The 21,694-nt window shown below is 51.4% G+C and carries 22 protein-coding genes and 4 pseudogenes; 16 read left to right on the top strand and 10 right to left on the bottom strand.

Annotated features, from left to right (window positions below):
- Positions 1 to 9 precede the first annotated feature (9 nt).
- The 5 genes from FEM44_RS10505 to FEM44_RS10485 form a co-directional block, all read right to left on the bottom strand.
- A complete protein-coding gene (locus tag FEM44_RS10505) occupies positions 10 to 705 on the bottom strand; it encodes a fimbrial chaperone (RefSeq protein WP_167850696.1) in 696 nt (231 codons plus the stop codon).
- A gap of 14 nt (positions 706 to 719) precedes the next feature.
- A complete protein-coding gene (locus FEM44_RS10500) occupies positions 720 to 1,415 on the bottom strand; it encodes a fimbrial chaperone (RefSeq protein WP_167850693.1) in 696 nt (231 codons plus the stop codon).
- Positions 1,408 to 3,861 (bottom strand): PefC/AfrB family outer membrane usher protein, encoded by a 2,454-nt coding sequence (gene pefC / locus FEM44_RS10495; protein ID WP_135524070.1) that lies wholly within the window; start codon positions 3,859 to 3,861, stop codon positions 1,408 to 1,410. Before pefC ends, FEM44_RS10500 begins: the two co-directional genes overlap by 8 nt.
- 109 nt (positions 3,862 to 3,970) lie before the next feature.
- Positions 3,971 to 4,531 carry a fimbrial protein gene (locus FEM44_RS10490; protein WP_135524069.1) on the bottom strand — a complete coding sequence of 187 codons (561 nt, stop codon included), beginning with the start codon at positions 4,529 to 4,531 and terminating at the stop codon, positions 3,971 to 3,973.
- Positions 4,532 to 4,754: 223 nt separating this feature from the next.
- Positions 4,755 to 5,066, bottom strand: a complete 312-nt coding sequence (locus FEM44_RS10485) for a PapB/FocB family fimbrial expression transcriptional regulator (RefSeq protein WP_135524068.1) — start codon at positions 5,064 to 5,066, stop codon at positions 4,755 to 4,757.
- A 541-nt stretch (positions 5,067 to 5,607) separates the two neighbouring features.
- Here FEM44_RS10485 and FEM44_RS10480 point away from each other — a divergent pair.
- The 3 pseudogenes from FEM44_RS10480 to FEM44_RS10475 form a co-directional block, all read left to right on the top strand.
- Positions 5,608 to 5,762: pseudogene (locus FEM44_RS10480) on the top strand (IS21 family transposase); the annotation flags it as partial.
- A 10-nt stretch (positions 5,763 to 5,772) separates the two neighbouring features.
- A pseudogene (gene tnpB / locus FEM44_RS25480) lies at positions 5,773 to 5,939 on the top strand (IS66 family insertion sequence element accessory protein TnpB); the annotation flags it as partial.
- 55 nt (positions 5,940 to 5,994) lie between these two features.
- Positions 5,995 to 6,372, top strand: a pseudogene (locus FEM44_RS10475) (IS66 family transposase); the annotation flags it as partial.
- A 159-nt stretch (positions 6,373 to 6,531) separates the two neighbouring features.
- Here FEM44_RS10475 and FEM44_RS25985 read toward each other — a convergent pair.
- The 5 genes and pseudogenes from FEM44_RS25985 to hha form a co-directional block, all read right to left on the bottom strand.
- A pseudogene (locus FEM44_RS25985) lies at positions 6,532 to 6,775 on the bottom strand (hypothetical protein).
- Positions 6,776 to 6,780: 5 nt separating this feature from the next.
- Entirely contained in the window at positions 6,781 to 7,194 is a 414-nt protein-coding gene (locus FEM44_RS10470) for a putative zinc ribbon protein (protein WP_135524067.1), read from the bottom strand.
- On the bottom strand, positions 7,191 to 7,574 hold the full coding sequence (locus FEM44_RS10465) for a putative zinc ribbon protein (protein WP_171022601.1): 384 nt from the start codon (positions 7,572 to 7,574) through the stop codon (positions 7,191 to 7,193). The genes FEM44_RS10470 and FEM44_RS10465 overlap by 4 nt, the downstream gene beginning before the upstream one ends.
- A 259-nt stretch (positions 7,575 to 7,833) precedes the next feature.
- Complete coding sequence (locus tag FEM44_RS10460; RefSeq protein ID WP_001603511.1) at positions 7,834 to 8,403, bottom strand: inovirus Gp2 family protein; 570 nt, start codon at positions 8,401 to 8,403, stop codon at positions 7,834 to 7,836.
- Positions 8,404 to 9,036: 633 nt separating this feature from the next.
- Complete coding sequence (gene hha, locus FEM44_RS10450; RefSeq protein WP_000453333.1) at positions 9,037 to 9,249, bottom strand: hemolysin expression modulator Hha; 213 nt, start codon at positions 9,247 to 9,249, stop codon at positions 9,037 to 9,039.
- Between the two features lie 701 nt (positions 9,250 to 9,950).
- Between hha and FEM44_RS10445 the strand changes: the two genes are divergently transcribed.
- From FEM44_RS10445 to FEM44_RS10375, 13 genes are all read left to right on the top strand, one after another.
- Complete coding sequence (locus FEM44_RS10445) at positions 9,951 to 10,157, top strand: helix-turn-helix transcriptional regulator (RefSeq protein WP_001095912.1); 207 nt, start codon at positions 9,951 to 9,953, stop codon at positions 10,155 to 10,157.
- 86 nt (positions 10,158 to 10,243) lie between these two features.
- Entirely contained in the window at positions 10,244 to 10,852 is a 609-nt protein-coding gene (locus FEM44_RS10440; protein WP_064717899.1) for a hypothetical protein, read from the top strand.
- Between the two features lie 1,446 nt (positions 10,853 to 12,298).
- Entirely contained in the window at positions 12,299 to 13,306 is a 1,008-nt protein-coding gene (locus FEM44_RS10435; RefSeq protein ID WP_135524065.1) for a hypothetical protein, read from the top strand.
- Between the two features lie 98 nt (positions 13,307 to 13,404).
- A complete protein-coding gene (locus tag FEM44_RS10430; RefSeq protein WP_135524064.1) occupies positions 13,405 to 14,277 on the top strand; it encodes a GTPase family protein in 873 nt (290 codons plus the stop codon).
- A gap of 371 nt (positions 14,278 to 14,648) precedes the next feature.
- A complete protein-coding gene (gene cah / locus FEM44_RS10425) occupies positions 14,649 to 17,498 on the top strand; it encodes a calcium-binding autotransporter Cah (RefSeq protein WP_135524063.1) in 2,850 nt (949 codons plus the stop codon).
- Between the two features lie 70 nt (positions 17,499 to 17,568).
- Positions 17,569 to 17,802 carry a DUF905 family protein gene (locus FEM44_RS10420; RefSeq protein WP_024193317.1) on the top strand — a complete coding sequence of 78 codons (234 nt, stop codon included), beginning with the start codon at positions 17,569 to 17,571 and terminating at the stop codon, positions 17,800 to 17,802.
- An 89-nt stretch (positions 17,803 to 17,891) separates the two neighbouring features.
- Positions 17,892 to 18,710, top strand: coding sequence for a DUF932 domain-containing protein (locus FEM44_RS10410; protein ID WP_135524062.1), 819 nt, complete (start codon positions 17,892 to 17,894; stop codon positions 18,708 to 18,710).
- Between the two features lie 318 nt (positions 18,711 to 19,028).
- Positions 19,029 to 19,508, top strand: a complete 480-nt coding sequence (locus FEM44_RS10400) for an antirestriction protein (RefSeq protein WP_135524061.1) — start codon at positions 19,029 to 19,031, stop codon at positions 19,506 to 19,508.
- Between the two features lie 15 nt (positions 19,509 to 19,523).
- Positions 19,524 to 20,000 carry a JAB domain-containing protein gene (locus FEM44_RS10395; protein WP_001384029.1) on the top strand — a complete coding sequence of 159 codons (477 nt, stop codon included), beginning with the start codon at positions 19,524 to 19,526 and terminating at the stop codon, positions 19,998 to 20,000.
- A gap of 68 nt (positions 20,001 to 20,068) precedes the next feature.
- Positions 20,069 to 20,290 (top strand): DUF987 domain-containing protein, encoded by a 222-nt coding sequence (locus tag FEM44_RS10390; protein WP_135523321.1) that lies wholly within the window; start codon positions 20,069 to 20,071, stop codon positions 20,288 to 20,290.
- Positions 20,291 to 20,369: 79 nt separating this feature from the next.
- A complete protein-coding gene (locus tag FEM44_RS10385) occupies positions 20,370 to 20,738 on the top strand; it encodes a type IV toxin-antitoxin system YeeU family antitoxin (RefSeq protein ID WP_135523322.1) in 369 nt (122 codons plus the stop codon).
- An 89-nt stretch (positions 20,739 to 20,827) separates the two neighbouring features.
- Complete coding sequence (locus FEM44_RS10380) at positions 20,828 to 21,205, top strand: TA system toxin CbtA family protein (protein ID WP_001604178.1); 378 nt, start codon at positions 20,828 to 20,830, stop codon at positions 21,203 to 21,205.
- Positions 21,202 to 21,690 carry a DUF5983 family protein gene (locus tag FEM44_RS10375; RefSeq protein ID WP_135523323.1) on the top strand — a complete coding sequence of 163 codons (489 nt, stop codon included), beginning with the start codon at positions 21,202 to 21,204 and terminating at the stop codon, positions 21,688 to 21,690. The genes FEM44_RS10380 and FEM44_RS10375 overlap by 4 nt, the downstream gene beginning before the upstream one ends.
- Positions 21,691 to 21,694: the final 4 nt, after the last annotated feature.

Raw genomic sequence — 21,694 nt, 5'->3', positions numbered from 1 at the left:
TTCCTGCTCTTATTTCAGGGGGTAGTCCGCTGTCCCGCCCCAGTCATTCACCGCCTCTACCGAGACAGCCCCGTTCAGGGCAACACTGCCCAGGGAAATCTCGGCCTTCGGCGCCACCTGAGCCAGGCGGTCCTGTACAGCCTCACTCAGGCTGACACTCTTCCCGTTCACTTTCACTGCCGTGACCGCAAAGTAATACGGCGTCGGATTGGTCAGCCAGGTTTCACCGTTGCGCCGGACAATCTGCATGCCTTTCTCGGCATTCTCACGTCCGGCTACCAGGCTTTCGGGCCGGTAAATCAGCTTCACCCGCGTGTTGATGGCCACCGCCAGTACACCACCTTCCACCTCTCCTTTCGGTTTTGGTGGAATTTCCTGCACATTCAGCCAGAACAACGACTCACGGTCTGATGGCAGGGCGCTGTCTGTCCTCATGATACGGACAATCTGTTTCCCCTTTGCCGCCACCTTGAAGAACGGCGGCACCGGGAGCATATAGGCGGTGTCATTCCCCTGATTTGTGTTATCAATCCATACCTGGCCACCGTACGTGTTCTCTGACTGGTTGGTCACTTCAAACGAGGTGTTCTTTTTTCCTTCCTCGTAGATGAAACGCGTCCCGTTCAGTACAAAGGCGGCCATGGCCTGGCTGCTCATTACCAGGGACAGCAGGGATACTGCCCCCAGCTTCATCAGCCCGTTCAGCTTGCTCACTGTTGTCACCCCTTCAGGACGTAATCTTCCACACCACCCCAGTCATTGATGGCCTGTACACTGATGCTCTTCGTGCCGACCGGAATTTTACTGACCGCGGCTTCACCTGACGGTGCCAGGATGGACAGTTTCCGGCTTTCGTTGTCGCTCAGCGTGACGGCTTTTCCGTCTGCCTTCACGCCGGTCACAGCAAAGTAATACGGGGTCGGGTTCTTCAGGTACGTCGCGCCGTCGCGACGAATCACCTCTATATTCTTCTCTGCACCTTTACGGCCTGCCGCCAGCACTTTCGGACGGTAGAACAGCTTGACCCGGGTGTTGATGGCCACCGACAGTACGTTCTTCTCGTCTTTCGGCTTCGGCGGGATTTCCTGGATATTCATCCAGAACAGCGATTCACGGTCTGACGGCAGGGTGCCGCCGTCCGCTTTCATGATACGCACAATCTGCTTCTGCTTCGGACTCACCTTAAAGAACGGTGGAGTGGGCACCATATACGCCCCGTTGCCTTCACTGACGTTATCCACCCACACCTGGCCACCGTAGGTGTCACTGGCATTATTAGTTACCTCGAAGGAGATATTCTTTTTCCCCTCCTCATAGATAAAACGGGTCCCACTCACCGTGAAGGCGGCCAGGGCCTGGCCGCTCAGGGTGAAGGCGAGGAGAGCTGTCAGCCCCCACTTCACCATCTTATTCACAGAAAACCTCCTGCACTTTCTCTGTTCCGGGTTTAATGCCTGCCATGGAAATACGGCACGTTCTGCCGCCATCCAGGCTCACTTTCACTTCTTTCGGCTCAATCAGCAGGCTCATCGACAGCACCCCGTTACGGGTGATGAAACCGGCACTCAGCCCCTGCTCTGTCTTCGCGTCACCGCCACTCAGTATCTGACCCTGGCGGTCTTTCACCTGCAGGAAGTAACGTTTGACATAGTTCGCCCCGAATTCGCGGTACACCACGGCTTTCTCCGTCGGCACTACACTGTAGGAGGTCACATCCAGCTCCAGGTTATCCGGGACATCTTCCATATCAATGTCGATGCTGTTCTGGTTGTAATCAGACAGGCTGACCACGGTGTAACCCTTGCGGTTGGTCTCCGGTGAACCGTTAAACCGCACGCCGGGCACATCCGGAATGCGCACCACCCCCATCGTGTCATTCTGCTCCCGGGTGAACAGCAGTCCACTCTCTGCCGTGGCCACCACCGAACCGGAGAAGCCCGCGTTGTAACTGGTGCTGTCGCGGCTCTGAGATACGCCGGCGTTCGTCTGCACCATATCAAAGCCATAGTTCATGCTGGCTGAGGCAGTGCGGGTTCCTTTGTCGGAGGCCGTTGCACTGGCACCGTATGAGAACCGTTCTGTCGGCGATGCCGAAGCCGACATCTGATACTGGGTACCAGAGACCGAACTGTGGCTGACGGATGAGTTACTGTAATGACGCACTCCGGCCACCGTGAACGGCACGCTCATCGTCATCGACACGGAATAATCATCTTTCTCCTGGTATGGATAACGGCTAAAGCCCGCATTCACCGTGAACGACACATCATCAAACAGCGTGAAACCGGTATTCAGGTTTGCCCCGATGGCCTGCCCGGAACGGTTCCAGTAGTCCTCCCGCCAGGCTGACAGCGCGAGACTGTTGTTCCATGGCAGCTGCTGGGTCACGTGCATCTCATACCGGGACTTCTGGTTGTAATGGCTGTAACGCTCCTGCGGATTGAAGTTCGCAAACTCCACATAACCTTTACTCTGATAGCGGTAGGCCATCAGGTGCAGGTTGGTGGTGTCAGAAAAGCTCTTGGCGTATTTGGCACTGACAGAGTGCCCGCGCTTCACCTCTTTGTTGTCATACTCCGCATGGGAGAGGCCTCCACCGACAGACATGGCCCCCAGTACCCCTAAGGACTGGGTCAGGGTCATTCCGCCGGCCCGGTACTGGTTATGCAGAATAGCGGCGGAACTCACCGTGGTGCTGTTCAGACCGTATCCCAGACTGCCCAGCCAGAATGTCCCTTTGTCCCCGTCTCCGAAAGGTTTACCCAGGTCGCCACTAGACGAACGTCGCCCGACGGACATCTCATACAGCATCTCTCCGGCACGTAACTGTGTCGGCAGCGTGGTCACCGGGTAACGGGTCACCGTCTTCCGGCCATTCGCATCCTCCACCGTCACTTCCAGGTCACCGTTCCCCACCGGACGGACATCCCTGAGTTCATAAGGCCCCGGCTGGACCACCCGGGAGTACACGGTGTACCCGTTCTGGGTGACAGTGATACGGGACGTGGTGGTGGCCACGCCGTTAATCACCGGCGCGTAACCCCGTGCGTCCCACGGCACCATATTGCTGTTGGAACGCAGTGACGCCCCATAAAAACCAAAATCAGAAAACTGTTCACTGCGGGTGAAGGATTTCCCCAGTCGCAGGTCACCGCGCACAGAGCTCAGTGCGGTGGACATCGTGGCATCCCGGACAGAAAAATCGGTTTTACCGTTACTGTCACGGCTGCCGTTCATACTGCTGCTCAGCACCCAGCGCCCCAGGTTAATCTTCAGGTCCCCACTGCCGTTTGCACTGGTACCGTTACTGCTCTGTCCCATAACGTTTGCATCGTACCGGAGGCGAAACGCATTGACCCCGTAATCCCACCGGGTCGGGTCAGTTTTGGCAATGATATTGGTCTGCGGCACGCTGAAGACCAGCGACTGATTTCCGTAGTTAAAATCCACACGGGTATACGGACTACGGGCAAGCTGATAACAGCCGGCCTTTTCATTGTATTCACTGGCATACCCGTCCAGACGTACCGGAACATTTGCACTTTTCAGCCATTCCGAAGACAGGCACAGCATTCCTGCCTGCTCTTCCTCAGGTGTGATGGTCAGCCGGGCTTTCCCCGTGTTTTCGTTATTGACCAGCACATCAACATAGTACTGCCCCGCCGGTAACGTCATACCGGGTTTCAGTACAGATGGCACCACTCTGGTTCCCTGCAAAAAAGCCGTGTTCAGCTCAGTATCATCATCAGCATGAGATGTTGGTACTGAATCCGAGGCGATGGAATATTGTGAAAACAGTGCCAGACTCAGCGCAGATAACCCCAGTATCTGTTGGCGAGACAAAACACCCCCCTTTCGCATAAGCAAAATAACAGAAACACGCGAATTGTTTTTTTTGATTAACGCGTTATAAAAAGGGAGGAAATCCTCCCTTTTATTACAGTGTCACTTAAACAGAGACAGACACTGATTAGTTGTAAGTCACGTTAAAGGTGGCCGCAGCTGCAAACTCACCCGGAGTCGTACCCGCTTTCAGAACAGCTTCGTATTTCAGGCCTTCACCGGTACCGCTCTTCAGCACAGAAGTATTAAAGGTGTTTTTCTCACCGCTGGCTTTAACAAAAGTGGCAGCAGTGTTGGTGCTGTTAACCGGTTTGATTTCAACGTTAGAGTCAGACGCGGCAGAACCATCGAGCGCACCAAGACCCTTGGCACCAAACTTGGCACCTGACCAGGTCAGATCAAGAGTCTTACCCGCAACACCAGCAACCTGGTCACAGGCTTGCTCGTTTTGTGTGCCTTTAGCCGGTTTAAAGGCAAAGCTCACAATTTTACCTGTACCACCTGCTGCAACATCACCCAGTTGAATCTTACCCACACCGTTTGGATCCATAGAGCCATCAACAGAAGGTACAAGGTCGCAGCTTACGGTCGTGACATTACCCTGGAACTGAACTTCGTTAACAGCGGCCTGCGCCAGACCAGAAACCATGCCCAGTGCTACAACAGATGCAATAATAGATTTTTTCATAAAAAGAACCCTTTTAAACTGAAATTTTATTAAATATTAATAACCAGCGCAGCTGGAGTTATTTCCTTCAGAAGAAATACATTTTCAGCTTGAAGAAAATAACGCCAACCAACCGCAAAAAAATTAGTGCCCAGTTCTTATATTCAATGATTCTGCACATTCACCTGATATTTAGTAACCTTCGTTCCATGAAGAGTTATTTAAATATATCTGATTTATTTCTTCAGCATTGATAAAACACTGACAGCTTTGCCGCGGTATGACTGAGTTGCTGAAGTCGCCCCAGTCCAATACTGAAATGCCCGCTATTTACATTGTATCTGGCACAACTCTCTTTTCGGGAAAGACCGTTCACCAGAAAGTCAAATAATGCATTAACTACTTTATCGCTACGTATTGAAGAGGCATTAATCAACAACCAAAACTGTGCTTCAGGTATAAGACCAGAAACAAGCCATCCTTGTTTAGTGCGTGCTATTAATTTATCACGATTAACACGCAGGAATAAGTTATGTTCTTTTTTGGCTACAACCATATCACCAACTCCTTAAACGCATCTGACATTCAATTAACAGCCCCCTCTCATTATTCTGATTCGCATTATACACAGCATTTTATTTTGAAAAATACCAAAACAGCGATCTTTTTAACCGCTAAAAACAATCAGGTTAGAATAAAAAATTGCAAATAATCACAAATTAAGGATAAAACACCGTTCTTGTCTAAATATATAGTTATAAAGATCGTTATTTCTGCATTAACCAAAATTTTTTATCGCGGAAGTTCATGGTGAATTAATCATGATTATTTAATAAATAAAACAAATACATCTTATCATGTATATTGCTGTGCTGTTTTGAAACGCAAGTACTCTGAAGTAATTAACGCAAAAGCTCTTCAGACTGGCGTTTGTGGCTTTTTATGGCCTGAGCATTTTTAATTGGTGCTATTGTACGAAACACAGAATCTGAATTACTGAGGCTTTGCATCTTCACACTGGAGCCCCGTCTTCATCTGGTCGTGCTAAAAATGTCTGCGCCAGTGATATAAGACGGTAATGGAAATACACAGGTGTTTTCTCCTACCGCTTCCATGTATTCACCGCTCCAAAGCAAGATGCAGAGCACACCAGCGAGCCACTGGTTCACGCCTTCAGCTACATCGGTGGCAGTGTGAAACGGTGCTGGTTGATAACCAGAAAGCAGCTGTGCTGAAGAATAACAACGGGAAGTGAGGCCCCAATACTCTCTGTGCCATCCGGAACAAAGATGTTGCTGGTTGCCAAAGTGACAGAGCTGCGTAAGTCCTTCAATGGACAGGGAGAACAGATACAAATATTCCGGATCAGGATCCCTTCTCCGGTCCCCTGTTCATCTTCCGTGATCGACGGGGGAACACCGTCAAAATGTAATGAACGCATCTCTCTCGATTAAAAACGGAACAGCTGGAACTGAGTAGTCTAATTCGCCTACTCACCGGACCATCAGGGAAAACATACGGAGCAACACCTTAGCCCATTCCGGGGTCCCCCTCAGATAGATGCGTTCAGCTGTTACGATCGGCTGTTCAGTGCCGAACGTGAAGGCGGCACACTGACAGAATAGGGATGCCAGACTCATGCCCGACGCAAAATCCATGATGTATCGTATACGTCAGTACCAAAAGTGCGACAGCGGAAGAGCCCCTGAAACGTATCAGTCAACTGTACGCCATCGGGTATGAGCGCGGTACACTGTTATACGAACTAATCGGGGCTTGCCGACTGAACAGCATCGATCCGGAAGCGTATCTGCTACATCCTGAGCGTGCTGCCGGAATGGCCTTCCAACCATATTGACTAACTCCAGCCATGGAACATAGCACTCACCAATAAATAACCGTCAATACGGTGCTCCGTTAACACTTACCGTGTACTGAAGGCAATCTCGTATAAAGTTTCAACTGACATAACTTCATCAGTTCGTAAAAATCCGTTGAAATACAGATGGTTTGCCTGGTCATTACCGGGCAATTTCTGCCATAACCAGTGACAATGACCATTCTGTGTAACTTCGTTGAATGGCACAAACATTTGCCATCAGGTGATTATGTTCGTCGATGTATCTCTTTTCTTCTGTCAGAATGGTGCATAAAGAGAATCATCAGCAGACACAGCCAGTGAACCACCATCCGCGGAACAAAGCGCCGGACCACGCACGGATCCGGCAGGGGCATAACTGGCATGACCAAGTAATTATGTTGCATCTCCCTCACTCTAGGTCCCGGTGCAAATCTGGCTGGTACCTGTAAACATACTTCGTACATGTCGCTCTGCAATAAATCCCCGAACCACAGGCCTCACAGAACTTCTTCCCATGAAAAAGCCTCTCGCACATCACACAATGCCACTCCAGCACGACCGATAATGGTGATAAAAATATCGCCATATCTTCAATGTAAGGATGGGATTTTTCCGGATTCAGCACCACGCAGGCTGCCTTCTGTTGCGCGGTCAGGGCATGTAAATCGTGCTCAAACCACGTCTCCTGAGCATCTGTCTGCAAAATCAACCGGCCATGACAGGAAAGGCAGAAACAATGCCAGATATTTCTGCTGAGCGCAGAGTCTGCACTGATAATGTGCTCACCCGGCGTGATCCCCAGCCCCGTTTTTATACCGTTCATCCTGCTGCTGCCTCCTCACTGAAACGCCCTGTATGACAGTGTGTACAATAGCGTTCCCCATAATAATCGTGGCGACATTGTCTGCAGTGCCAGCTGGCTTTACGCACTACAGGTAAAGCATCCGGTACCCATTGCTGCAGACGTTTAATCAACTGTATTTCTCTGCGCTCCGGTCTGACATAAGGGCACTCATGACCGTGCTCTGTCAGCCCTTCGTCAGTGTGTTCAAACCAGGGACGTTCAGTGTCGTATTGCGGATGGTATCTGAGAGCACAGCCACAAAGATGGCAGGTATAACGATCGTATGGCGCAATCTGTGCGGTACGGGCACCAGTCAGACGTCCGTTGCCATCAAGTGCGAGAAAGGATTTTGCGTACATAGTCATATTCCTCAGCCGCCAGACGACACGCAGGCAACAGCCGTCCCGGTACGGACAGCGTGGTCAGGGTGTGAATGGCGGTTCAGTTAAAATCTGGACTGGGGTTTGGGTAAGGCAGGCTGGTTGCTGTTACAGCACTGTGGTTGTCACACAATGGCGCTCTGGCGTAAAAAACAGTCAGTGGGCGAGTGGATACATCGTTGCCGCCAGACAACAGCCCATGCTTTTGGTTTGCCGGGTATTGGCGCACTAGTCGTGCTCAACTCCGGCTACAGCCAAAATTGCGCTCACCGGTGCCGTTGACTTTGGTGTACTCTTTCGCGAGATAGTCAGCACGCTTCAGCATATCCCGTAAACCAGCATCATCATCGCGTTCCAGCCACACCGCCGGCCAGGCCGGAAAATGCACCAGCGTGGCATAGCATCCGGTATCCACCCCCAGGGCACTGCACCAGGCCTGTTTAATCATCCCGGCCAGTGATCCCGGAGCGCGGTAATCGCCGGCACGACACCAGGTATCCCGGTTGACCAGCAGCAGGAGGTGATAGTGTTTTTTGCCTTTAAGCTCCCCGAATTCCCGGGCCCAGGCGTAATGCAGGGTCGTGGGATGTACGCGTTTACCTTCACGGCGCTTACGCTTCTGGTAAGCGTCGATTCGGGCTTTCAGGGCATTGATGAAGCGGGATATCACAGCTGCGTCCGTTGCTGCCGGTACATCCGGGAGACGCAGGTCAACCCGCAATGCCGTCAGGCGGGGATGAACATCCAGTGCGCGCAGCACCGTCTCACGGATACGTTGTTGCCAGAAGGGGTTGTACTCGTATGTCATGGTTAAATCTCCGTATGGTTTCGTTCATACGGAATAACCACGCTGTAAAAAATGTGCAGAGTCCCTGAAGTGATCTCCAACCGGACAATGTCTCAGGCACTCTGTGATACCCCAACTGTCGTCTCCGGGCTGACGGTTGAATTTTCAGCGTTGTTTTTTTAATGCAAAAAGCCGGTTACGGATAAAACTGTGAGGAGGGCGTTATGGTGATACGCAAAACGGTGTGCAGGGATTGTGGCTTGTGCTGATTCTGGCTGTCGTTTCAGGCGTCAGTGTATTTGTACTGTTGCAGTAGGTTACAGGGGAGGGATTATCCGGAATCAACGGGGCAGAACGCCCCGCCGCCTCTGCGTTTGCTGTGCCAGACAGTAACGCACCGGATCCCCGGTAAATACGAGAAAACCTCAACAGAGGTCGGTAATGCCCGAAAATCAGCCTATGACCACCCACACCTCCGGACACCATTCCCTTTTGATTTCGAATTCTTTGTTGTCGCTATACCGCTTAACGTTCCCGGTATTATCCTGGCTCCCGACAACAGGAACATATTCAGCTTTTAACAACCTGAGAAGAGCCAAAAAGAGTCACAGAGCAAATAACACCTGGCGCAATACCGCTGTGATTGCCGAACGTTCAGGTGACATATTTCCAGACAGAAGCCGGAACGCGATCGTAAAGTTTGTTCATGGTTAGTTCTGCCAGCCGATGATCGACCGCAGAGTTGAAGGCTTCCAGCTCCGCAGGGGTAAGTTTATAACGAGTGTGGGAAATCACTTTTTCCAGCGTCTCCCGGGATGAACAACGACGGAACTGATACAGCCAGTCTTCTTTGGTTTTAACTTCCATTAGCCTCTCATCACTTTATGCTGCAATTAACGTGATACTATAAGCATACCGCACCAGACTGGCATTCTGGTACCCTCCCCAAACTCATTACTCCCATGCCAGCACTTAACCGCTCTCTCAGACTGTCACTCACCAGGTCGGATACACTTACTGCTCAGGCGGATGCTTAATGCACTCTGTTCACGTGGGTTGCAGGTACGTTTTATATACGCAGGTTATACGCCAGCTATCAGGGATAGCCCTGTGGGTACAACGCAATCTGTTGCTACTGCGCTCTCATGCCCACTGATTACACTCACAGTGTTTATTTCACATATATGAACTCATGTATTTGATCTCTCTTATATATTTATAATACCAATCAGACAGCCTTATCCCATCGGTGGTACCTGTCGCCTGCCCACCAAGCACGGGCTGCCCCACCGTAACCGCCCCGTAAATAACTCTGCAATTATCAGAACGACGGCTCTTCCCCTCATCCTCCCGAAAATCATACCTCCTCTGTCGTGCGTACGCGCGAGAAGCATCGTTTCGCGGTAGCCACCGGGTATCTCAGCATCATGCTCCCTGTTTATCTCCCGGCAGGAACATTCCCCTACTCATTTTTTACGTTTCTCCCCGGTTGTTATGCCAGTGAAGGTGGTGCGTTGTTTTCATCACCAACGCCGGTTGAGATTAACAACATCCGGAGGAACATTTTCATGAATACCCCAGTTTCGCTGATGGATGACCAGATGGTCGACATGGCATTTATCACTCAACTGACCGGCTTAACCGATAAGTGGTTTTATAAGCTCATCAAAGATGGTGCCTTTCCTGCTCCCATCAAACTGGGCCGCAGTTCCCGCTGGCTGAAAAGCGAAGTGGAAGCCTGGTTGCAGGCGCGTATTGCACAATCCCGTCCGTAATTCTTAACCGTTATCCGTTCACCTGCAGCAGACGCAATTTCCGGCCTGCCGGGGCATTCTGCTGCCTGTTATACCCCGTAAGGAGTATGAAAATGAAACCACAGTATCAGACCCGTTACGAATCGCTGCACGAAAGCTACCAGAAATGGCTGACCGGCTTCACCCGACACGCCGTATCCTGGGGGATGTGCCATCCGAACATCTATTACTTCCATAATCTGATGGCCGGATGGATATCATTCAATGGTGAAAAACCTGAGATCGCCATTGTTCCCCAGAGCCTGCACCGGATCATTAACGGTAATGATAAAAAAGCCATACCGCCCCTGGACGATGATTTGGTGGTGAGTTTATGTACCACTGAGCATTTGCTTGTGCATCATCCGATGCTGGAAGGTGTTCTGTTATCTGAATGTGAGCGCCTGGGACAGCACTCTCTGGCAAACAGACTGATCAGCCTCTTTCGTCAGTTCAGTGGTACCGAACTACGCCTCAAGCTGGTCTGGTTGTGCTGGTATGACTTAATGATCGGCAACAGCCTGAAAGACTGGACAGAGAATCTGAAGCGCAAATCAGAAAAAGAACTGGCGGAATGGGTCATCGAACGACAGACTGAAAATGAACCCCTGACGTATCTGATGGATCAGTATGTACTTCTGGCATACCGCACAACGGTTGATACTGCTCACTACTGATGGCCCTTTAGTGATACCGGAAGGTACAATTCCGGGGCAGCAGAGGATACTCCCGGCTGCCCCGACAGCAAAGCACAGCGGAACTCTGCCCGTTAACGTTTCTCCGGTCCTAAGACATCAATCATCTGTTCTCCAATGACTGGTCTAAAAACCAGTAGTAAGACTATCATTTATTTAAGTGATACTGGTTGTCTGGAGATTCAGGGGGCCAACTCACATTGAATAATAATATGTGTATCACACTGAAGCATTATAACTTTTTTGGCGTATCTACATCCGCTGACAACATGATTTACATATACCACCAATGAAAATACGCAGATGTTAACGAGAGCCTGTTGACGCTCATCTGTCCATACTGAAAAAATGCCAAATCCCCTCATTAATTCTCTGCGTTCAGATTTCTGAATTGTCACTCAGCATAATCACATGCGCCCGCTTACATCTGATATGTCCCCTCTCATCCAGATTTACGTGCTGAATACCAGTCCAGCAAAGGATAATAAAAAAGCCAATGCACTATCTGTCGTGCCCTGAATGTATACCGGGACATCATCAAAAGTTACTTAACCAGAAAAAAACTGTAAGTCGTTTTTTCACGCCTGCACAGAAATAATCTTTCCTTTACAGCATCGCTTCCTTTCTCCTTACAGAATTTGCTCCGTTGAAAAATAACAACATAAAATTTGTCTTTTATTCAGAGTAACCAGAACATTTATCCTGAGCAGTTTCTCCCGGATTTCCTGCAATTCCGCCAATACGTTCGTCAGATAACATTCAAATGCGGACCGTATACTAAAGTGTATAAAAACATGATTTCTGCACAGTAATATTCGCTCCAAACCTTAATAAATCAGGACAGACAATTATGGCGATATCATCACTGTTTTCAGTCAGTGTATTGTACCCTCCTGAAAGCAACAGTACATTTTATTGCGTTGTGGACCGCTTCCGTTGTAATACACTCATCACGCCCCAAAAATACATCAATCTGACAAAGTACATTAAAAATACATACATCCCCCGGTAACACTGCGCATTCCTGTTAATAGCCTCCGATACGGATACCTCCCCTGTTTTGCAGGCAATAAGGAAGCGACACTGTCACAACTTCTCATCATCACCATGCAACCGGATAAAGTAAAAAACTCTCTTCCGGAATATTACCGAAGAGATGGTTGGTGCTGACCACCTCATATCGCCTCTGCCCCTGACAAACAACAGGAAAACCTGCTTAAAAGAGCTTTCAACAGCGAAAACATCAGCAAAACACGCCAATGAGCACCATGATACAACCTGTGAAAAACCTTATAAAAGCCCCTGGATTAACACAATATCACTACAGGATGACTACCAGAGTGATTTTTAAGTGACTTGACGAACACAACAAAACCATTGTATCACTACTAAAAGTATCACTACGTAGTTTGTTTGAGACATCAGATAATGGCTAAAGAATATCCATACGACCCCACAGGACCTGTAAAAACCCGGGATTTGCGGGTGTGTAAATTTTATGCAAAAGTTTTAAAAACCGAATTTAATAACTTTCCTGATATCCCCTGTCAGGATATCGAAATTTGCAGATATGAATTAAACAACGCAATTCACAAATATGCGCCCAATGAATTTGCCATAAAAAGCTTAATGTTCGCCTTGGAGAGTAAGCGGGAAGAAAATATTCTTCCCGATGAATCATTCAACTGGTTGAAAAAGAATGAGAGAGCCACATTCTGGTTATGGGCAACAATCCACAACATGGATGACATTGAGCTAAAATACATGTGTGACTACAGCAATGAAAACCTGCGTGACGGTCTTTCCACCACCTGGTATCAGCGTTTAAATTTAAGTCTGTCACCAACAAATCATCAGGACAGAATAAACCTTATCATCGCATTTATGGATGAGCTTATTTTCCCTGCACCTCCAGTGATGCACAGAAAAAAAACACTGATGGAGAATCTGAAACAAAAATGGAAAACAGTCTTCGCCAGACCGTTACCATTAAAATGGTTGCCGGATAACGATGTGGACGCTGTATTGTGGGCCTGGGAATCTCTGAAAAAACACCAGTCCGGAACATTCGGTTCTTTCGGGAATACAGGTCCTCTACTGACTCAATGGTTCTCTCCTGTCAGCCATTCAGAACGCGCTCTGGCTTTACAGGCAGCTCTCGATGTCTGGGATGCACCTGACAGCAGACGTTTGTTTTTGCTTAATCTGAATAAAGCCTGGAATCAGCAAAAATTACGTAAATCCCGTACAGATAAAAAAGCAATCAACACTTATCTGAAAAACGAAACTAAAACCCGGCTCGATTTAATGGCGGAACACAACAGATTGCGTATTGGAGATATGCTGGAGAAACTGATTAATGAGTACTATCAGGAACATTTTTGCAGGCAACACAACCACACAGAAACAGAAAACCCGGCTGACGACAAATTCTGAAGCACATTCAAAATAATTTCAGACAGATATTATCTCCGGGGATCCCCGCCACCTTTCCGGTGCGCGGGGTTTTGTCTTTTTTCACCTGGAATACATGTATGAATCCGTCTGATGCCATTGAGGCAATTGAAAAACCGCTCTCCTCCCTGCCTTATTCACTTTCCCGTCACATCCTGGAACATCTGCGCAAACTCACCAGTCACGAACCCGTGATTGGCATTATGGGTAAAAGCGGGGCCGGTAAATCCTCACTCTGTAATGCACTGTTTCAGGGGGAGGTCACCCCGGTCAGTGATGTTCACGCCGGCACCCGGGAAGTGCGGCGCTTCCGTCTGAGTGGCCATGGTCACTGCATGGTTATCACTGACCTGCCCGGGGTGGGCGAGAGCCGGGACAGGGATGCAGAGTATGAAGCCCTGTACCGTGACATTCTGCCTGAACTGGACCTGGTACTGTGGCTGATTAAAGCCGATGACCGTGCCCTGTCTATGGATGAGTATTTCTGGCGACACATACTGCACCGGGGACATCAGCAGGTGCTGTTTGTGGTGACGCAGGCCGACAAAACGGAGCCCTGCCATGAATGGGATATGGCAGGTATTCAGCCTTCTCCCGCACAAGAACAGAACATTCGTGAGAAAACAGATGCGGTATTCCGGTTGTTCCGGCCCGTACATCCGGTTGTTGCCGTATCGGCCCGCACTGGCTGGGAACTGGATACACTGGTCAGTGCGCTCATGACAGCGCTTCCCGACCATGCCGCCAGCCCCCTGATGACCCGCCTGCAGGACGAGCTGCGCACGGAGTCTGTCCGGTCTCAGGCCCGTGAACAGTTTACCGGTGCGGTGGACCGGATATTTGACACGGCGGAGAGCGTCTGTGTTGCCTCTGTTGCACGCACGGTTCTGCGTGCCGTCCGTGACACGGTGGTCTCTGTTGCCCGCGCGGTATGGAACTGGATTTTCTTCTGAACAGTCTGCCAGGGGAAATGCATGATTACATTGCGTTAACCAACTGAAAACATGACACAAACACCTCACACCCTCCTGTTTCTCTTGCGTGACAGTCCTGCTATCAATAGAATAAAACGATCGATTAAACAGGTATCGATCGTTACTATCGATCGTTTATAGTGGTTAATGGCCTGCGTAAAGGCAGCTGAATCTCTTCATCATGCAGAACGGAATTGCACACAACGGACTGATACTTCTCTGGCGGATGAGAGAGGGGGAGCATTTATATCCGGGAAAAACCACTTTATCTGACCATGCTATTTTGTACCTGCCGGTATCCACTTTTGTGGGTACCGGCTTTTTTATTCACCCTCTGTAAGGAAAAGCTGATGAAACGACATCTGAACACCAGCTACAGGCTGGTATGGAATCACATTACAGGCACCCTGGTGGTGGCTTCCGAACTGGCCCGCTCACGGGGAAAACGCGCCGGTGTGGCGGTTGCACTATCTCTTGCGGCTGTCACGTCAGTTCCGGCACTGGCTGCTGACACGGTTGTACAGGCAGGAGAAACCGTGAACGGCGGAACACTGGCAAATCACGACAACCAGATTGTCTTCGGTTCAGCCAACGGAATGACCATCAGTACCGGGCTGGAACTGGGGCCGGACAGTGAAGAAAACACCGGTGGGCAATGGATACAGAGTGGCGGCACAGCCAGAAACACCACTGTCACCACAAATGGTCGTCAGGTAGTGCTGGAGGGGGGAACAGCCAGTGATACGGTTATTCGTGACGGCGGGGGGCAGAGCCTGAACGGACTGGCGGTGAACACCACACTGATTAACAGAGGCGAGCAGTGGGTTCATGAAGGCGGGGTTGCCACCGGTACAATTATTAACCGCGATGGTTACCAGAGCGTTAAAAGTGGCGGACTGGCAACAGGAACCATCATCAACACCGGCTCAGAAGGCGGCCCGGATTCTGACAACTCGGACACGGGTCAGAAGGTCCAGGGAACAGCAGAATCTACCACCATCAACAAAAATGGACGGCAGATTATCTTATCTTCCGGGATAGCCCGTGACACTCTCATTTACGCAGGTGGTGACCAGTCGGTACACGGAAGGGCTCTGAATACCACACTGAATGGCGGTTACCAGTATGTGCACAAGGACGGACTGGTGCTGAACACGGTAATTAACGAGGGGGGCTGGCAGGTTGTTAAGGCAGGTGGCGCTGCTGGTAACACCACCATAAATCAGAACGGTGAACTGAGGGTACATGCTGGCGGGGAAGCCACTGCAGTCATCCAGAACACGGGCGGTGCACTGGTTACCAGTACTGCTGCAACTGTCACCGGCACAAACCGTCTGGGGAATTTCTCCGTGGGAAATGGCATGGCAGATAACGTCGTTCTGGAAAATGGCGGTCGTCTGGATGTACTGGAGGGCCATTCAGCCTGGAAAACACTGGTGGATGACGGCGGTACCCTGGCAGTGTCTGCCGGTGGTAAGGCAACAGGTGTCACCATGACATCCGGTGGTGCCCTGATTGCAGACAGTGGTGCCACTGTTGAGGGGACCAATGCCAGCGGTAAGTTCAGTATTGATGGCATATCCGGTCAGGCCAGCGGCCTGCTGCTGGAAAATGGCGGCAGCTTTACGGTTAATGCCGGGGGACAGGCCAGCAACACCACTGTCGGACATCGTGGAACACTGACACTGGCAGCCGGGGGAAGTCTGAGTGGCAGAACACAGCTCAGTAAAGGCGCCAGCATGGTACTGAATGGTGATGTGGTCAGTACCGGCGATATTGTTAACGCAGGGGAGATTCACTTTGATAATCAGATGACACAAGAAGCCGCGCTGAGCCGTGCTGTTGCAAAAGGCGACTCCCCGGTAACGTTCCATAAACTGACCACCAGTAACCTCACCGGTCAGGGTGGCACCATCAATATGCGTGTTCGCCTTGATGGCAGCAATGCCTCTGACCAGCTGGTGATTAATGGTGGTCAGGCAACCGGCAAAACCTGGCTTGCGTTTACAAATGTCGGAAACAGTAACCTCGGGGTGGCAACCTCCGGACAGGGTATCCGGGTTGTGGATGCACAGAATGGTGCCACCACAGAAGAAGGTGCGTTTGCCCTGAGTCGCCCGCTTCAGGCCGGCGCCTTTAACTACACTCTGAACCGTGACAGCGATGAAGACTGGTACCTGCGCAGTGAAAATGCTTATCGTGCTGAAGTCCCCCTGTATGCCTCCATGCTGATACAGGCAATGGACTATGACCGGATTCTGGCAGGCTCCCGCAGCCATCAGACCGGTGTAAGCGGTGAAAATAACAGCGTCCGTCTCAGCATTCAGGGCGGTCATCTCGGTCACGATAACAACGGCGGTATTGCCCGTGGGGCCACGCCGGAAAGCAGCGGCAGCTATGGCTTCGTCCGTCTGGAGGGTGACCTGCTCAGAACAGAGGTTGCCGGTATGTCTCTGACGACAGGGGTGTATGGTGCTGCAGGCCATTCTTCCGTTGATGTTAAGGATGATGACGGCTCCCGCGCCGGCACGGTCCGGGATGATGCCGGCAGCCTGGGCGGATACCTGAATCTGGTACACACGCCCTCCGGCCTGTGGGCTGACATTGTGGCCCAGGGAACCCGCCACAGCATGAAAGCGTCATCGGACAATAACGACTTCCGCGCCCGGGGCTGGGGCTGGCTGGGCTCACTGGAAACCGGTCTGCCCTTCAGTATCACTGACAATCTGATGCTGGAGCCACAACTGCAGTACACCTGGCAGGGACTCTCCCTGGATGACGGCCAGGATAACACCGGTTATGTGAAGTTCGGGCATGGCAGTGCACAACATGTGCGTGCCGGCTTCCGTCTGGGCAGCCACAACGATATGAGCTTTGGTGAAGGCACCTCATCCCGTGACACCCTGCGCGACAGTGCAAAACACAGTGTGAGTGAACTGCCGGTGAACTGGTGGGTACAGCCTTCTGTTATCCGCACCTTCAGCTCCCGGGGTGACATGAGCATGGGTACAGCCGCAGCCGGCAGTAACATGACGTTCTCACCGTCCCAGAATGGCACGTCACTGGACCTGCAGGCCGGACTGGAAGCCCGTGTCCGGGAAAATATCACCCTGGGCGTTCAGGCCGGTTATGCCCACAGTGTCAGCGGCAGCAGCGCTGAAGGCTATAACGGTCAGGCCATGCTGAATGTGACTTTCTGATAATCAGGTCACTCCCCTTCAGGCCCCGGTCATTATGACCGGGGCCTTTTACTTTCAGGGAGTAACAGATATGCCGGGTTGTACATCACGTTTATTGCCCGAAGGCCCTTTCTCACGCGAACAGGCGGTTGCCGTCACAACGGTTTACAGCAATGTGTTTATTGAAGATGACCAGGGAACGCATTTCCGGCTGGTTATCCGTAATGCTGAAGGTCAGTTGCGCTGGCGGTGCTGGAATTTTGAGTCTAACGCCGGAAAACAGCTTAATGTGTGGCTCGCCAGTGAAGGGCTTCTCAGACAATAAACGCCATTCATTTCACCCATCAGGTCGCGCCTTCTCCGGAAGACGCGGCTTTTTCATTTATACCGCTTAATCATTCATAAGGAGCAATTATGCGATTAGCCAGTCATTTTGGTCATGTAAACCAGATACGCCGTGACCGTCCGCTGACACACGAAGAGCTGATGCACTACGTACCGAGTATTTTCGGTGAAGGCCGGCATACCTCCCGCAGTGAGCGGTATGCGTACATTCCCACCATCACCGTCCTGGAAAAACTGCAGCAGGAAGGCTTTCAGCCATTCTTCGCCTGCCAGACCCGTGTGCGTGACCAGAGTCGCCGGGAATACACAAAACACATGCTGCGTCTGCGGCGGGACGGAGAGATAACCGGTCAGCATGTCCCTGAAATTATTCTGCTCAACTCTCATGACGGTTCATCCAGCTACCAGATGTTACCCGGATATTTTCGTGCCATCTGTACCAATGGCCTTGTCTGTGGTCAGTCTCTGGGAGAAGTCCGGGTACCACACCGGGGAAACGTGGTGGAAAAAGTTATCGAAGGGGCTTACGAAGTGGTGGGCGTTTTTGACCAGATTGAGGAAAAGCGTGATGCCATGCAGTCGCTGGTTCTGCCACCACCGGCACGTCAGGCGCTGGCACAGGCAGCCCTGACTTACCGTTATGGTGACGAACATCAGCCCGTCACCACTGCCGACATTCTGACACCACGACGCAGGGAGGATTACGGTAAGGACCTGTGGAGTGCCTGGCAGACCATCCAGGAAAATCTGATGAAAGGCGGCATTCCCGGGCACAGTGCAAAAGGAAAACGTATCCATACCCGAGCCATTCACAGCATCGACACTGACATTAAGCTCAATCGCGCGTTGTGGGTGATGGCAGAAACGCTGCTGGAGAGCATGCGCTGATGCAGCCTGTCCCTGAATCACCCGACGCCCCGGAGGCGCTGCCGGGGTGTCGTTCCATTTCTGATGATGACCTGTGCGCCTGGTGTACCCGTCTGCTTTATCGTCCCGGAGAACTCAGGCTGTGCAGACTTAGTACAGGCAATGGCATCTGACCATCCGCCTGTGACCGGAACGATTACGCGTACGGCTGTCCGGAATTTCAGCCGAATTGCATTCATCCCTGAAATTACCGGGTCTCTCGGTCAGTGATGAACGTGATGTTGTCAGCCCCCCGACCTTTACTCCCTCTCATTTATTCACATTGTAAGGATTTCACACATGAAAGTCGTTTCTCAGAACACAACTGATCTTTCTTCAGCTACAGCACCAGGGAATAACCAACCTCAGCTGGTTGCCACCCTCGTCCCTGATGAACAGCGCATCAGCTTCTGGCCGCAGCATTTTGGCCTCATTCCACAGTGGGTGACCCTGGAGCCCCGTATCTTCGGCTGGATGGACCGTCTGTGCGAAGACTACTGTGGCGGTATCTGGAATCTGTACACCCTGAACAACGGCGGGGCATTTATGGCACCCGAACCGGATGACGATGATGACGAAACATGGGGACTGTTCAATGCCATGAACGGTAACCGCGCTGAAATGAGTCCGGAAGCCGCCGGCATTGCCGCCTGTCTGATGGCGTACAGCCATCACGCCTGTCGTACGGAATGTTATGCCATGACGGTCCATTATTACCGGCTGCGGGATTACGCCCTGCAGCATCCGGAATGCAGCGCCATTATGCGCATCATCGACTGAATGGAGAGAGGCACAATGCAGCAGCTTTCCTTTCTGCCCGGAGAGATGACGCCCGGCGAGCGCAGCCTCATTCAGCGGGCCCTGAAAACCCTGGACCGCCATCTTCATGAACCCGGCGTGGCCTTCACCTCCACGCATGCGGCACGGGAGTGGCTGATTCTGAACATGGCGGGACTGGAGCGGGAAGAGTTCCGGGTGCTGTATCTGAACAACCAGAATCAGTTGATTGCCGGTGAAACCCTCTTCACCGGCACCATCAACCGCACGGAAGTCCATCCCCGGGAGGTGATTAAACGCGCCCTGTACCACAATGCCGCTGCCGTGGTGCTGGCACACAATCACCCGTCCGGTGAAGTCACCCCCAGTAAGGCTGACCGGCTTATTACTGAACGTCTGGTTCAGGCACTGGCCCTGGTTGATATCCGGGTACCGGACCATCTGATAGTCGGTGGCAGCCAGGTTTTCTCCTTTGCGGAACACGGTCTGCTTTAACCCGTCACCGTCACAACCACATCACACTTGTTTTCACTTTTATCTTCTGTCTTCAGAGGTATCCCACCATGAAAATTATCACCCGTGGTGAAGCCATGCGTATTCATCAACAAAATCCTGCATCCCGTCTTTTTCCGTTCTGTACCGGTAAGTACCGCTGGTACGGCAGTGCTGAGGCGTATACCGGTCGTGAAGTGCAGGATATTCCCGGTGTGCTGGCCGTTTTTGCTGAACGCCGTAAGGACAGTTTTGGCCCGTATGTCCGGCTGATGAGCGTCACCCTGAACTGAATCAGGACGGACATTCTGATGAGCCGAATTATCGCCACCACCGGACCATTCTTAACCGATTTTCTGTGAGGATTTTATCGTGTCAGACATACTCTCCGGGACAATGCTTCCCGACGACAATCACGACCGTCCCTGGTGGGGGCTCCCCTGCACCGTGACGCCCTGTTTCGGCGCCCGTCTGGTGCAGGAGGGTAACCGGTTGCATTACCTTGCCGACCGTGCGGGTATCAGAGGCCGGTTCAGCGACGCGGATGCGTACCATCTGGACCAGGCCTTTCCGCTGCTGATGAAACAACTGGAACTCATGCTCACCAGCGGTGAACTGAATCCCCACCATCAGCATACCGTCACGCTGTATGCCAGAGGGCTGACCTGCGCAGCCGATACCCTCGGCAGTTGTGGTTACGTTTATCTGGCTGTTTATCCGACGCCCGAAACGAAAAAGTAAATCATCAGAATAATCTTCTGCTCCGGCCTGGTGTTTTCACCACGCCACTTTCCCATTTTTTATATCTGCATATCAGGAAAATCTTCAGTATGAAAACATTACCCGATACACACGTACGGGAGGCATCGCGCTGCCCGTCTCCCGTCACCATCTGGCAGACACTGCTCACCCGACTGCTGGACCAGCATTACGGCCTTACGCTGAATGACACACCGTTCGCTGATGAACGTGTGATTGAGCAGCATATTGAGGCAGGTATTTCACTGTGTGATGCGGTGAACTTTCTCGTTGAAAAATACGCGCTGGTACGAACCGACCAGCCGGAATTCAGCACCTGTACCCGCTCTCAGTTAATAAACAGCATCGATATCCTCCGGGCTCGCCGGGCGACCGGCCTGATGACCCGCGACAATTACAGAACGGTAAATAACATTACCCTGGGTAAGCATACTGAGGTGAAACGATGAAACTTTCCCTGACGCTGGAAGCCGACAGCATTAACGTGCAGGCACTGAACATGGGGCGAATTGTCGTTGACGTCGATGGTATTGAGCTCGCTGAACTGATTAACAAAGTCGCTGAAAACGATTATTCACTCCGCGTGGTGGAGGAATCCGACCAACAGTCAACCTGCACACCACCACCGTTTACGACTCTTTCCGGCATACGCTGCAGTACCGCACATATCACTGAAAAGGACAACGCCTGGCTGTACTCGCTGTCACACCAGACCAGTGACTTCGGTGAATCAGAATGGATTCATTTCACAGGTAGCGGCTATCTGTTACGTACCGATGCGTGGTCATACCCGGTTCTGCGGCTTAAACGCCTGGGGCTGTCAAAAACGTTCCGCCGTCTGGTTGTCACACTTATCCGGCGTTATGGCGTCAGTCTCATTCATCTGGATACCAGTGCCGGATGTCTGCCGGGGTTACCCACTTTCAACTGGTAACCTG

It is taken from the genome of Escherichia sp. E4742, assembly GCF_005843885.1.
In the GTDB taxonomy this organism is placed as follows: Bacteria; Pseudomonadota; Gammaproteobacteria; order Enterobacterales; family Enterobacteriaceae; genus Escherichia.
The sequence above is the reverse complement of the archived record's forward strand: the minus strand, read 5'-3'. Positions and strand labels throughout refer to the sequence as shown.